This is a genomic window from Kordia antarctica, assembly GCF_009901525.1.
GTDB lineage: Bacteria > Bacteroidota > Bacteroidia > Flavobacteriales > Flavobacteriaceae > Kordia > Kordia antarctica.
Genome location: NZ_CP019288.1, coordinates 2,230,601 through 2,244,636 on the forward strand (window position 1 = coordinate 2,230,601; position 14,036 = coordinate 2,244,636).

Genomic DNA, 14,036 nt, shown 5'->3' on the forward strand with positions numbered 1-14,036 from the left:
TGCATTTTGATAAAATTCGTCAATTCGAGTGAATTTTACGATTGAAAATGAGTAAAATTTGTATCGAGAATAGAATTTCTTACACTAAAGCAGGTACTCGATACAATTTTTCGTGCCTCAAAATCACTCGAACTGACGCTTCATAATACTTTTGAATTCAAAATGCACAACTGGTTAATATATGCATTTACGAAACTTACATTTCCTATTCGTTTATTTCTCATTAAATATAATACAAACATCACAGCTATACAATGAAGTTTTCAGTAATTAAAACTAAAGAATAAACAGTCTATCAAAAACCTCCGCTGCTTTTGTACATTTCCTGCGGTGCTTTTGATCAAAACCTAAGCAGGTTTTTTAGTTAAGAAAAAGTTGAAAATTATCGTGTCATAAACGACTGTATATCAATCGTTTATTTAAAAATTGAAGTAGTCGCTCTTTTTATAAAATAATTCCAATTACCAACGTAGCTTTCACGTTTAAATTTGAGAATGTCGTCGGGAAAATTTTCCACACTTTTGTAATTATCGCGAATTGTGTTCCATTGTTGAGTGGCTTTAATTCACTTAACAAACAGACGCATTTTGTATATATAGGCTATTGGCTCACATTTTTATTTTCATTATTTTTTTTAGAAACTCATTTAAATTAGAAATAGCAATTAGTTCATCTTCGGAAGCGACATTTAAGATTAATGGTTGTCTGTTAACTATTCCATATACTATGATACGGTTCCAATTTTTTGGGTTTTTGTAGGTAAATTTATAACCCTTCAACGTAGCGCCAAATGAGATTACTTCGATCTGTTCTTTAGAATTAGCTTTCTTGCCGAATTTTTTGATTAATTGTTCTGGAATAGTTTTTAGCTTTTCTTTATTTAGATGTATCCATTGAACTGAAATTCCATTACACTTTAAAAGTTCGAATTTTGATTTGGCTATACAGTTCTTTGGAACCTCAATCTCAATATTTGCATAATCTAACGTTTTAATTTCTTGGTTAGATTGAGAAAAGCTGATGTTAATAAATAAAAGGCTGAAAATTAAAAGAAGTTTTTTCATAATTAAGTTTTTATTCTATCAAGATAAGCAACCAAACGCTCTTTCACAAAATAATTCCAACCGCCAATACAACTTTCACGCTTGAATTCGGGAATATCGTCGGGGAAATTTTCAATAACTTTTGTGGTTAATGTAAGTTGTGTTTTGTTGTTGTGCGACTTCAATTCAAACGTTACATACGAATCGACTTTCCTTAATTTTTCAACTTTTCATGTTCTTTTCTTTGCTTGCCCAAAGAAAATGAACCAAAAGAAAAGGCACTTTTATGAGGAATTTTTAGTTCTTTTCTGAAAGAACTAAAACCGAAATGAAAACACTAAATTTTTTCCAAGGCTTCAAAAATTCTTAACGTGTTTTCATTTCTATTCTGCATAAAAGTTAGCTATCGAGTTATATTAATAACCTTTTATTTTGTTTTAAGTAAGAAACCGTATAACCGTTCCTTTATAAAATAATTCCAACCGCCAATACAACTTTCACGCTTGAATTCGGGAATATCATCGGGAAAATCTTCTACTACTTTTGTGGTTAATGTAAGTTGTGTTTTGTTGTTGTGCGACTTCAATTCAAACGTTACATACGAATCGCCTTTACAATTTTCGTATTTCCAATTGTAGACTATTTTTTGTTTTGGAATGACTTCTGTTAGTGTCCAAACATGTAAAAAATCGCGTGAAGGTGCTTTTACATTGAATTTTGTTTGAAAACCTACTTCTGCTTCAAAAGCTGGAATGTTATCAAAAAACCATTGGCGCATTTGAGTTACTTCTGTAATGGCGTTCCAAACAGTTTCAACAGATTGTTCAAATATTTGTGTGACAATAATTGGCGGTTCGGAGGTTTTCATACTACTTGAATTTTGATTAAAGATACTTATTATTTGGCAGTATTTTGATGCTTACAATTGTCGTTGGTTCAAGTGTCGAGTTGAAAACTCAATGTATCGAGAACGCTTTCTAGCTCAAATTGATTCTCGATACAATTTTTAAATATGTACTTCGTCATTTTTAAAAATTAATCGAATTGACGTACTAAATGCAGTTAGCAAAAACAAAAAAAGCAACTTCTTTCAAAGTTGCTTTTCGTTATATAATATGTAAAGGTTGCTTTTAGACCGAGCCTAGAGTATATAAGCGACGAATGAAAGCGGTGGAGTTTCAAAAGCATTCGTACATAAAATCTAAAGGCAGGATGAGACTTTGTGTTTGCATGGTTTATTATGGATAAAATGCTGCATAAATTTCGCATATTTCAGCGCATCCGCCATCTTCATCTGTGCATTTTAAAATACCCGCACTGGCAGATAGTGTATCATAATAACTTTCTTGCCATAGCAACTCTCCTTCTCCATCATAACAGTCAACTTGAAAAGTTCTTCCACTTTTCATATTATTTTTTTGACTTGTTTCTATGAAAGAAAGTTCTTTTAGCTTGTAAGTATCTTTGTTACGAGAAATAGTAAAAGTTACTCCTTTATTGTTGGCAGTGCTTGTTTTAACTACTTCATCTAAAATTGCTAGTATTTGCTGTATTGGCTTGTTATTTTTCGCAACACTACTTTCAGTAATTGAAGGTGTATAGGTTATTTTTGCGTTGCAAACAGTTGCACATCCTCCATTTTCTAAGCAATCCCATGTTGCTTGCCCTGCACAACCTGCACTTTCCCCACATTCGGTAACGGTAGTATCTCCGTCTCCCCAAGTACATGTAACCGTATAATTATCGCCAGGAGATTTACTGTTATTTTTTAATCCTGTTGCAAAAGCAAGTACTTTTGTTGAATTTTCAATGAGTTCAAAGTGTTCTTTGTAGTCTTGTCCTTTGTAATTTTTCATCTCAAACACAACGATCTTACCTTTGGCATCACCTACTTTTTTCATGTCTTGAAGAATCTTTTCAATCGTTGCCTCTTGAATATTATTAGAATTTGTTTCTTCGGTGTCTGAGCAGGCTACTGTAAGCACAAGTAAACATACTAAATACATAATTTTGAAATGCTGGTTGATAGTTTTTTTCATGTTAATTGGTTTAATGGTTTCACATAACTTTAACGCACTTCAGAGGAAATCTTTCAACAAGATACGAATTTTCTGTAAAATACAGTAACTCTAGACGATGTAATTGCATTTAGTATCCTTTTTAAAATACTTATAATCAGCTAATTGTACCGCCATAAAGTCTGACTAAAGATTACTACGCTTTTAGATTCAAGAGTGTAGACTATAGATTATCAGAATATTATATATTTTTATGGATGAAAAGCTCTTTTTTTATAAAAAAGATAATTCCTCCTAATGTGCTATTTTCATTATGTTGTCTTATAATTAATTTATATTGACAAAAATAACCCCATAAGTAATATAAAACTTACGGGTAACCGTAAATACATAATATTATTTAAAATAATTCATAAAAAAAGCGACCTTTTTCAAGATCGCTTTAGTATATAATATATAAGTTGTATTACTTTCTGTTTGCCATAATATGACGTTCTCTAGCGAGTAACGTATTTTTTAATAACATAGCAATTGTCATAGGTCCAACACCACCTGGCACTGGCGTAATGTGACTTGCCTTTTTACTTACGTTTTCGAAATCTACATCACCTGTAATCACATAACCTCGTTTTGCATTCTCATCTGGAACACGCGTAATTCCTACATCAATGATAACTGCGTCATCTTTTACCATTTCCGCTTTTAAGAAATTTGGTTGCCCTAAAGCCGTGATGATAATGTCAGCCTGACAGGTAATTTGTGTAATGTTTTTAGTGTGACTGTGCGTTAATGTTACGGTAGAGTTTCCAGGAAATCCGCGTCTTCCCATCAAAATACTCATAGGTCTTCCAACAATATGACTTCTTCCAATAACAACGGTATGTTTTCCTTTGGTTTCTACATCATAACGTTCTAATAGTTCTAGAATTCCAAAAGGTGTTGCAGGAATAAACGTAGACATATCTAGCGCCATTTTCCCGAAGTTTTCTGGATGAAATCCGTCCACATCTTTGTCTGGATTCACTGCCATTAATACTTTTTGCGTATTAATTTGTTCTGGCAAAGGCAATTGAATAATGAATCCGTCAATATCATCATTTTCATTCAATTCATGAATCTTTTTCAATAATTCAAGTTCTGAAGTTGTATTAGACATACGAACCATTGTAGATTCAAATCCGACACGTTCGCACGAGCGCACTTTACTTCCTACATACGTTAAACTTGCGCCATCGTCACCTACCAAAACTGCTGCCAAATGCGGAACTTTTTCTCCGCGATCTTTCATTTTCTGAACCTCAGCGGCTATTTCGTCCTTTATTTCATTGGATACTTTTTTTCCGTCTAATATAATCATGTGTAGTTGTGTGTTGAATTGATTGAAAAATTAAAAGACTGAAGGATTGATGGATTGAAATATAGTTTTACATTTAAAATTCAACATTTAAAATTTAAAATTTCCAAAACCCAAGACCTAAAACCCAAAGACCCAAAAGCAGATTACCCGCCCATTCCTTTCATCATCTGCATTAGCTTTCTTCCGCCGCCGCCTTGCATCATTTTCATCATCTTGCTCATTTGGTCAAACTGCTTTAATAATTGATTCATTTCTTGAACCGAACGCCCTGCTCCTTTTGCAATACGTTTTTTACGACTTGCATTAATCGTAGTTGGTTTTGAACGTTCATCAGGAGTCATGGAATGAATTAGTGCTTCAATATGTTTAAAAGCATCATCTTCAATTTCCATACCTTTCATTGCTTTTGAAGCTCCAGGAATCATGCCGACTAAGTCTTTCATGTTCCCCATTTTCTTCACTTGCTGTATTTGCTTTAAGAAATCATCAAAACCAAACTGATTCTTTGCAATCTTCTTTTGTAATTTTCTAGCTTCTTCTTCATCAAACTGCTCTTGTGCTCTTTCTACTAACGACACCACATCTCCCATTCCAAGAATACGATCTGCCATACGCGAAGGATAGAAAACATCAATTGCTTCCATCTTTTCACCTGTACCAATAAACTTAATTGGTTTGTTTACTACGGATTTAATCGAAATCGCAGCTCCACCACGTGTATCACCATCTAATTTCGTCAAGATAACTCCGTCAAAATTCAAAATATCATTAAAAGCTTTTGCAGTATTCACCGCATCTTGTCCAGTCATAGAATCCACCACAAAAAGTGTTTCCTGTGGCTCAATTGCTTTATGAATATTTGCTATTTCGGTCATCATGGCTTCATCAACTGCCAAACGACCTGCGGTATCTATAATAACTACATTATGTCCGTTTTCTTTGGCAAATGCAACACCTGCTTCTGCAATAGCAACCGGATCTGTATTTCCTTTATCCGAAAACACATCCACTTTTATCTGCTCACCTACAATATGTAACTGATCTATCGCTGCTGGACGATATACATCACAGGCAACTAATAAAGGTTTCTTTGTTTTCTTTGTTTTTAAGTAATTGGCAAGCTTTCCAGAAAACGTCGTTTTACCCGAACCTTGCAAACCAGACATCAAAATAATCGATGGTTTCCCCGACAAGTTAATTCCTGCCGCGTCGCCGCCCATTAATTCGGTTAACTCGTCTTTCACGAGTTTTACCATCAATTGTCCTGGTTGTAATGTCGTTAATACGTTTTGTCCTAAAGCTTTTTCCTTTACAGTATTTGTAAAATCTTTGGCGATTTTGAAGTTTACATCGGCGTCAAGCAATGCTCTTCGCACTTCTTTTAATGTTTCAGCAACATTTACTTCCGTTATACTTCCATGACCTTTCAGTACATGCAACGCTTTATCTAGCTTTTCACTTAAATTATTAAACATACGACGTATTCTTTTTTAGAAGTTGCGAAGATACGAGAAACTTCTAAATTTTGAAAGTATAAAATCACTCGTTTTTAGTTGTGAGTTGTGAGTTGTCGGTTATGAGTTATAGTCGCTTTGCTCCTTTGTTGTGGATTTGTTGTTCGGTGGTTTGTCAATTTGTTGATTTGGCGTTTTAATCAACTTCTAAAATCTAAAATCAGCACTCGTTAATCGTTAATTGGTGTTTGGTATTAGGTCGCTCCGCTTTTGAGTCTTGGGTTTTTCGATATTCAAAATTCAGTATTCAATATTCACTATTCACTAACTTCTCAAATCTAAAATCAACATTCGTTAATCGTTAATTCTTTTTATTATTAGGTCGCTCCGCTTTTGGGTTCTGGGTTTTTCGATATTCGAAATTCAGTATTCGATATTCAGTATTCAATAACTTCTCAAATCAAAAATCAACATTCGTCAATCGTCAATCGTTAATTCGGTGTTCTTTATTCTATACTCTTTGTTCTATGTTCTATCTTCTTTTAAAAAATCAAAAATCAACATTCGTTAATCGTCAATCGTTAATCATTTTTTGGGCGTTACCACCTTAACACTTCCGCTTCGCTCAGTGTACGGCGGTCAGGCTAACCGCTATATCTTTTTTAAAAAATAGTCATTGCGAGAATCTTCCAAAAAATTAATAGCAAACTGTGCTTTATACAAACAGATTACTTCGTCGTTCCTCCTCGTAATGACGAGTTCAAAATTTAAAAAAGGATGTCGCTCCTATCCTTAACGCGAAATAGTAATATAATATCAATGAAGCAATTACAAAGTATACTGAGGTACTCGAAGCATACAAAATTGTACAATTCATAAATATCTCATACATTTAAAGTCTTAAAACTGTATTCCTATGATTATTTTTAATGGCGAAGCAATTGTTGTAACCTTGCTTGCCGCACTATTTACACTTCCATTTTTTGGATTTTACCAATATGACTACATGAGCGAAGATATGTTTGCCGTTTGCATGAGTTGGATGGTTTTGCTAACTTCTCTAATATGTAGAGGATTAGGTGTTGTAGGACGTTTGTTCTTTCTTCCGATGTGGTTATTGAGCATTCCAGCGCCTTTTGTAGTTACCTATATTTCATACGGTTGGACAGGAATTGGAGCGACCTTCGGAATTTTTATAGGCTTAGTCGCTTTTCTAATAGGACTTTCCTATAGAAGTGAAAAAAGACGCCTCAGAAATCTTCAAACAGAAACCATTACATTTCCGTATAAAGAAGCCGATGCCGAAGCGTATTGGTTAGCCGTTAAAAGCAAGTTTTTCTCGCCAACATTCACCAAAATGACACCAGAAATTGCGCGTTTTAATGTCAATGTTGCAGAGAATTTGCAAGCCACAAAAGCCGAATTGAATACGTTAGATGCGTATATACAATCTATGCGAAATGCAGGAACAACACATTCAAAAATAGATCCGACAGTTGAGAAAAATCTCATGAAAGAAATTGATCAACATATTGAACTCATTCAACAGCGAAAAAAATTCAATCAAAAAATTGCGGTGTAGTTAATAGGTATATTTTTAAATTCACAGGAATCCGTTTACAAAACAACAGATTACTTCGTCATACTTTCCTCGTAATGACGTTTCAAAAATTAAATCAATGAATTCATTTTGCAGACTATTCAACATTGAGTTTCACTAAAAAAAGCTGCCTAAATTCTACAAAAGGCAACTTTTAAACTAAACTAAGTCACTAAACTAACTTAATTAAACACTAATTATAAACAAATGTTGCAATCTGCTTCTAACGTAAATAACGTGGAAACTTCATTCGGATTTAATGCAACTTTGTAAACTCTTATATCATCTAAATGACCTTGAAAACCATTTCCTAATATGTAATTTGTCAACGATGAATTTCCAATGTCAATTGTAGAATTTACATCTTCATTTCGTTGGATGCCATCTCGGTATAAACGTACCGTATTATTTGTATCAACCGTAAGTACTAAATGATGCCAATTGGTGGTGTCGGTTGGTAAATTGGTGTCCATATTCCAAGGATCGTCCCATAAACCATATCCAGAATTTGCGTCACTAAATACGGGCGTATTCAAATCAAAAACACTGAGTTGAAAACCTTCGCTTATGACTGCTCCTTTTTGGAATAGAATTTCATAATTAGTAGGATCTGTGTTTTGCATTTTAAACCAAAGACTTACCGAAAACGCGTCGCCTTGCACAATTTGGTTTGCTGTTGTCACAGGAATTTCTATAGTTTCATTTCCGCTAAAAGCGATGGCGCACGTTGCATTTCCTGCTCTGTCTGAAACATAATTGTAATTTCCTGAAGCTTCCCAATTGCTTACCAAATCTTTAGTTTCGTTTGCAAATGGCAGGTATAAAATTAAGTCATTTGTTAAAATCGTTGTGTTTGTACAGCAATCTTCTACGGTAATTATGATTGTATATACTTCATACATTCCGTTTACATCTTCAATTCGTAGATATAGGGTTTCTTGCGGAAATGTATTTGTGTATGCTGTTGGAATTAGTGCAAATATGTTTGCATTCGCGTCAGCTTCTGTTTGATGAAAAGAGAAATTGTATGGCTGCGTACATGTTATGTTTGCAATGAATAATTCTTCCAAATTCATTTCTACAAATCCATCAAACGGATTGTCTTCATCACAAATGGTGGTTTCTATGTTTTCAAAACATTCAAATGGCGTTGTGTTTTCACACGATTTCTGCAACGTTACTTCTTGATTTCCGCTATGTAATTGCAATTCGTTTTCGCTACATTCATCAATAATCCACGAACCGTTCAATGTTGTAATATTTGCACTTACATTGCTAATGTTTAACACCAAATTTCCTTGCGATATTGCTACTTCCCAATTTCCTTCAAATATGTTACTACTTGAAGGTTCGATTGAGAATGTGAAAGAACCATCTGCATTGAAGTAAAATTCATATTCTAATTGCGTGTTTCCGTCCAAATTGGTAATTCGCCAAAAACAATCTGCCAAATTTGCGGTTACTTGTGTTTGAGTACAATCTGCATCGTTGTAATTGTTGTCATCGTCTTCATCGCAGGTATTATCTGCAGCAGCGATTGCCGCTTCTAATGCTGAATTATTATTTACAGAAATGGTAGTTCCGTCAGCAGTTTGAAGATTTATTGGATAGTTTATACTCGCCACAACTCCGCTAGAAAGTGTTGCTAAAAAGGTATATAATTGTTGATCGTGTGTAATGTTTACTGTTTCAATGACTTCAAAATTTACATTAAAAATTGCAATGCTAAACGGATATTGAAAGTCAATACATTCAATGTCAATATCTGGCTGATTTGGGCCTGAACAATTCGAAATTTGCGAAAGTAATGCTGCTTCATTTTCAATCGTAATTTCCGTATAATCACTTAAAATAATTGTAATTGGATATGTAATTGCAACCGTTTCATCCGTTGATTGATTTAATAATTCAAGAATTGTAGCGTAATCGTTTGTGCTATTTACAACAATTGTTGTTCCGTTAACTGAAACTGTCACAGGCAAATCGACCAAGAAACAATTTGAATTGTCAATGATGTTATCCAAAGAACCATCAAGCAATGTCATGCGCTCCATTAATTGCGGCAACGCTGTGTTTGCCACCAAAGTAGCTGCTGGATTTGATTCTGAAATTTCTACATTTTCTTCTTGACAAGAATTGAAGCAGAGACATATCGCGAGAAGCGAAAAAAGGGTTTTTATGAATTTTATAGGAGCGATTCCATTCATATATTCATGAGGTTTACATAGTCTAGTTTTCTAGTATGCTATTATTAAAACAACTTCGAAGGCAAAATTCCCACCTATATAATTAAAAAATTTATGTTTACTTTTAGTCCATAATTTAACTAGCATTTATGCCAAAACCATTGCAAGATAACATTTGTAACGAATTGATGTTTTCTAAAATTTTCAAGAAACATTACCAAAGTTTGTATTCGTATTTGTATTACAAGTTTGGCGATTATTTGAATCCAGAAGATAAAGCACAAGAAGCGTTTACGAAATTATGGCAAAATTGCGGAAAAGTTACGCCTGCAAAAGCCAAAAGCTATGTGTTTACGATAGGTAATAATATGATGCTGAATGAAGTGAAACATCATAAAGTCGTTTTACAACATCGAAAAATAAAACCAAGATCGCATACCAACGAGAATCCTGAGTTTTTAATGCAAGAACAAGAGTATTTGCAAAAATTACAACGTGCTATTGGAAATTTGACAGAATCTGAACGTGTAGCTTTTTTGATGAATCGTGTGGAAGGAAAAAAACATAAAGAGATTGCCGCGTTGCTAGATATTTCTACGAAAGCTGTGGAAAAACGTATTTATCGTGCGCTGAGCAAGTTGCGGGAAGAGATAAATGAGTTATGAGTTTGTTAGTTTGTTAGTTTGTTAGTTTGTTAGTTTGTTAGTAAAATAAATTTTTCATCGATAACTAATCGTCTTTTCGAGTAATTTTTGAAATGAAATGAAGAAAATTGTATCGAGAAATACTTTAAACTCAAAATGTAAAACTCAAAATGTAAAATGTAAAAGTTTTAGCTTGTTTGTGTGATACTGAATCAAGTTCAGTATGATGTAATTACAAATAAGAATCTAAAATTTATAAAACGTCTTTTCGAGTAATTTTTGAAATGAAATGAAGAAAATTGTATCGAGAAATACTTTAAAACTCAAAGCAGATCTCGATACTAATTTGTTTCACAAATTCACTCGATCAGACGATTAGCTTATAAATTTAAAAATATTTTCAATTTAAAATTCAGCATTTATAATTTAAAATTTCTATAGGGGAATTTAAGATACAAAGTTGTTATATAGATAAGTACCAATTATGAAACGAGAAGAATTACTACAAAAATGGCTAGATCACGCGTTGACGCCTCAAGAGTTGGAAGCTTTTAAACAGCTTGACGATTATGAGGAATTAACGAAGTTAGATAACGCCTTACAGCATTTTAAAGCACCAGAAACAAATGTTGAAGCTGCTTACAATACTGTTCAATTTAATAGAAAAGATACATCAAAACCTACTTCATGGTTAAAGCCATTGCTAAGAATTGCCGCAATTTTAGTGATTGGTTTTGGCGCATATATGTACACAACATTGCCCAATACAATTACAGTTAATACGCTTGTTGCGAATAAAACTTCACTAGAATTACCTGATACTTCAGCTGTTACCTTAAATGCGGTATCGAGTTTGTCATTTGATAAAGATTTGTGGAGCGAAAAACGCGAAGTCAATTTAGACGGAGAAGCATATTTTAAAGTAGCCAAAGGTGCTGCGTTTCGTGTGATTACCGATGACGGAATTGTAACCGTTTTGGGAACACAATTTAATGTAAAACAACGTGATAATTTATTTGAAGTTTTCTGCTATGAAGGTTCAGTAAAAGTAAGTTACAACAAAGAAAATATTGTTTTAACGCCTGGAGAACGCTATTTGATACTTGATGGGAAACAAATTCGCAATGAAAAAGAAATGCTAAAAGAACCATCATGGATTAGAGATGAAAGTTCTTTTAAAAGTTTACCTTTACGAGAAGTCATTCAAGAGCTTGAACGACAGTATGATGTAACGGTTGACGCCAGTAAAGTAGATACTTCTCAGATTTTTACAGGAAGTTTTACACATACCAATATTGATTTGGCATTGAAATCAATTACGTTGCCGTCACAGTTGAAATATCAAAAGAAACAAAACTCGATTATTCTAAAACGTGACTAAAAAACGCGTACTCACTTTTTTCACTTTTCTTTGCTTCTTTCTTAGTTTTCAATGTGTTACTTCACAAGAAAATCAGGAGAATAAAATTTTACTGTCTAAATTATTACCTAAAATACAGAAAAAATACGATGTTGTTTTCTCCTATGTAGATACTGTTTTAAAGAATGTTTTAGTCACTCCACAAATCAATAATGCTGTTTCGCTTGAAACTTTATTAGATGGTTTTGAATTAGAAACGAATCTTCGGTTTACCTTAATTAATGGACGTTATATTGCCATTACTGTTTTTATTGATCAGATTCAAGAATTGGACGAAATTTATTTGACAGAATATATTGCTTCAGGAATTTCCATGAATAGAAACGGGCAAATTACCGTGAAACCTAAAAATTTCGGCATTTTACCTGGCGTTACCGAACCTGATGTTTTACTGACGATTCAAGCCTTACCAGGAATTTCAAGTAGTAACGAAACTGTTTCAAATATTAATATTCGTGGCGGAACAAATGATCAGAATATTTTATTGTGGGACGATATTAAAATGTATCAATCTGGACACTTTTTCGGGTTGATTTCTGCATTTAATCCGTATTTCTTAAATAAAGTAATTGTCACTAAAAACGGAACAAGTGCTAAATTTGGCGATGGTGTTTCTGGAATGATTCAAATGCAACTAGATCATCATCCTAACGATTCTTTAGTCGCTGGCGCGGGATTAAACTTGATTCATGCAGATGGTTTTGCCAAAATTCAACTCAACAAAAAGATGGAAATACAAGTTTCGGCGCGTCGTTCCATTACCGATTTAGTCGAAACGCCAACCTACGCAATTTATTTTGATCGTATTTTTCAAGATTCAGATATTACCAATAACAATCAAGAAACGAACAATACAACAACTACAAATAGAGATTTCTATTTCTATGATATGAGTACGAAATTCATCTATGATATTTCTAAAACAGATAATATACAGTTTAGTTTTTTGAATATTTTTAATGATTTGAGTTATACGGAAGAAGCTACGTTAAATAATCAACGAAAAGCTGTGAATAGTGGAATTACACAACGAAATTTGGCTGCTGGTTTGACGTATAATCGAGAATGGTCGCCAGCATTTTCTACACAAGTGCAATTGTATCTTTCGAATTATAATTTAGAAGCGACAAATTTTGATATTACCAATAATCAACGGTTATTTCAAGAGAATGATCTCGCGGATAGCGCATTTAAATTTCATACAAAGTATCGTATTAATGAAAATTTCACGATTCAGAATGGGTATCAGTTTTCTGAGATTGGAATTACCAATATTCAAGATGTGAGCAATCCACAATTTCGTAGTAATCGTAAAGATGTGATGCGAAATCATGCTGTATATTCTGAATTGAATTATGTTTCAGATAGTTACCGAACGATGTTGAATTTTGGAATTAGAGCAAATCAATATGGAAAGATTGATGAATTTCGCTTTGAACCACGTTTGAATTTTAGACAGCAATTTTCTAATTATTTTAGTGTGTTGGTTTTGGGCGAATATAAAAGTCAAGCCATATCTCAAGTAATTGATTTACAGAATGATTTTTTAGGAATTGAAAAACGTCGTTGGACACTTGCTAACGGAACTTCTGTTCCATTGATTGAAAGCAAACAGGTTTCTATTGGCGCGCAATACACGAAGAATAATTTGTTGATTAGCGCAGAAGTGTACATCAAGAAAGTTGACGGAATTACCACGCGAAGTCAAGGTTTTCAGAATCAGTTTCAATTTGTGAATGCTGTTGGAAGTTATACTGCACAAGGAATTGACTTGTTGTTTAATAAGAAATGGCACGATTTTAATACGTGGTTGAGTTATTCATTTAGTAAAAATGACTACGATTTTATGTCGTTGAATAATGGCGAAATGTTTCCGAATAATTTAGATATTACACATAATTTAACGCTTGGCGGAACGTATTCTTGGAAAGCTTTTGAATTTTCTTTAGGAACGTATTATCGCACAGGAAAACCAACAACTACGCTTGGTTCGCCAACAGTTGTGAATGGAACTATTAATTACAATTCGCCAAATGCTGAGAATTTAGATGATTATTTTAGAACTGATTTTTCAGCCACGTATCGTTTGACACTTTCCAAAAAGAAGAACATCAATTCAAAAATTGGACTTTCTGTTTGGAATGTTTTTGATCAGCAAAATATCTTAAACGAATATTATAATTTAGATAATACGGTGATTTCTGAAATACAGAATCAGTCGTTAGGCATTACACCGAATTTGAGTTTTCGTGTGGAATTTTAAAGTTACTCTTGAAACGTCATTACGAGGAAGTATGACGAAGTAATCTGCTAC

Annotated in this window: 10 protein-coding genes and 1 pseudogene; 4 read left to right on the forward strand and 7 right to left on the reverse strand. The window is 33.5% G+C overall.

Features of this window, described 5'->3' with window-relative positions:
- Positions 1–608 precede the first annotated feature (608 nt).
- From IMCC3317_RS08910 to ffh, 6 genes and pseudogenes are all read right to left on the reverse strand, one after another.
- Positions 609–1,064 carry a hypothetical protein gene (locus IMCC3317_RS08910; protein ID WP_160129170.1) on the reverse strand — a complete coding sequence of 152 codons (456 nt, stop codon included), beginning with the start codon at positions 1,062–1,064 and terminating at the stop codon, positions 609–611.
- 2 nt (positions 1,065–1,066) lie between these two features.
- A pseudogene (locus tag IMCC3317_RS08915) lies at positions 1,067–1,240 on the reverse strand (SRPBCC domain-containing protein); the annotation flags it as partial.
- Positions 1,241–1,470: 230 nt separating this feature from the next.
- Positions 1,471–1,911 (reverse strand): SRPBCC family protein, encoded by a 441-nt coding sequence (locus IMCC3317_RS08920; protein WP_160129172.1) that lies wholly within the window; start codon positions 1,909–1,911, stop codon positions 1,471–1,473.
- 370 nt (positions 1,912–2,281) lie between these two features.
- Positions 2,282–3,082, reverse strand: coding sequence for a hypothetical protein (locus IMCC3317_RS08925; RefSeq protein ID WP_160129173.1), 801 nt, complete (start codon positions 3,080–3,082; stop codon positions 2,282–2,284).
- Positions 3,083–3,527: 445 nt separating this feature from the next.
- The gene (locus tag IMCC3317_RS08930) at positions 3,528–4,418 is read right to left on the reverse strand and encodes a bifunctional 5,10-methylenetetrahydrofolate dehydrogenase/5,10-methenyltetrahydrofolate cyclohydrolase (protein ID WP_160129174.1); all 891 of its coding nucleotides are present in this window, start codon (positions 4,416–4,418) and stop codon (positions 3,528–3,530) included.
- A gap of 143 nt (positions 4,419–4,561) precedes the next feature.
- Positions 4,562–5,893, reverse strand: coding sequence for a signal recognition particle protein (ffh, locus tag IMCC3317_RS08935; protein WP_160129175.1), 1,332 nt, complete (start codon positions 5,891–5,893; stop codon positions 4,562–4,564).
- An 895-nt stretch (positions 5,894–6,788) separates the two neighbouring features.
- Between ffh and IMCC3317_RS08940 the strand changes: the two genes are divergently transcribed.
- Positions 6,789–7,454 (forward strand): hypothetical protein, encoded by a 666-nt coding sequence (locus IMCC3317_RS08940; protein WP_160129176.1) that lies wholly within the window; start codon positions 6,789–6,791, stop codon positions 7,452–7,454.
- A gap of 215 nt (positions 7,455–7,669) precedes the next feature.
- Here the strand turns inward: IMCC3317_RS08940 and IMCC3317_RS08945 are convergent, their stop codons facing one another.
- Positions 7,670–9,679 carry a LamG domain-containing protein gene (locus IMCC3317_RS08945; RefSeq protein ID WP_160129177.1) on the reverse strand — a complete coding sequence of 670 codons (2,010 nt, stop codon included), beginning with the start codon at positions 9,677–9,679 and terminating at the stop codon, positions 7,670–7,672.
- A gap of 128 nt (positions 9,680–9,807) precedes the next feature.
- Between IMCC3317_RS08945 and IMCC3317_RS08950 the strand changes: the two genes are divergently transcribed.
- The 3 genes from IMCC3317_RS08950 to IMCC3317_RS08960 all read left to right on the forward strand — a co-directional run bounded on the left by IMCC3317_RS08950 (position 9,808) and on the right by IMCC3317_RS08960 (position 13,985).
- Positions 9,808–10,323 (forward strand): RNA polymerase sigma factor, encoded by a 516-nt coding sequence (locus tag IMCC3317_RS08950; protein WP_160129178.1) that lies wholly within the window; start codon positions 9,808–9,810, stop codon positions 10,321–10,323.
- 463 nt (positions 10,324–10,786) lie between these two features.
- Positions 10,787–11,683: a FecR domain-containing protein gene (locus IMCC3317_RS08955; protein ID WP_160129179.1), complete on the forward strand. Its 897-nt coding sequence runs from the start codon at positions 10,787–10,789 to the stop codon at positions 11,681–11,683.
- Positions 11,676–13,985 carry a TonB-dependent receptor plug domain-containing protein gene (locus IMCC3317_RS08960; protein ID WP_160129180.1) on the forward strand — a complete coding sequence of 770 codons (2,310 nt, stop codon included), beginning with the start codon at positions 11,676–11,678 and terminating at the stop codon, positions 13,983–13,985. The genes IMCC3317_RS08955 and IMCC3317_RS08960 overlap by 8 nt, the downstream gene beginning before the upstream one ends.
- Positions 13,986–14,036 lie beyond the last annotated feature (51 nt).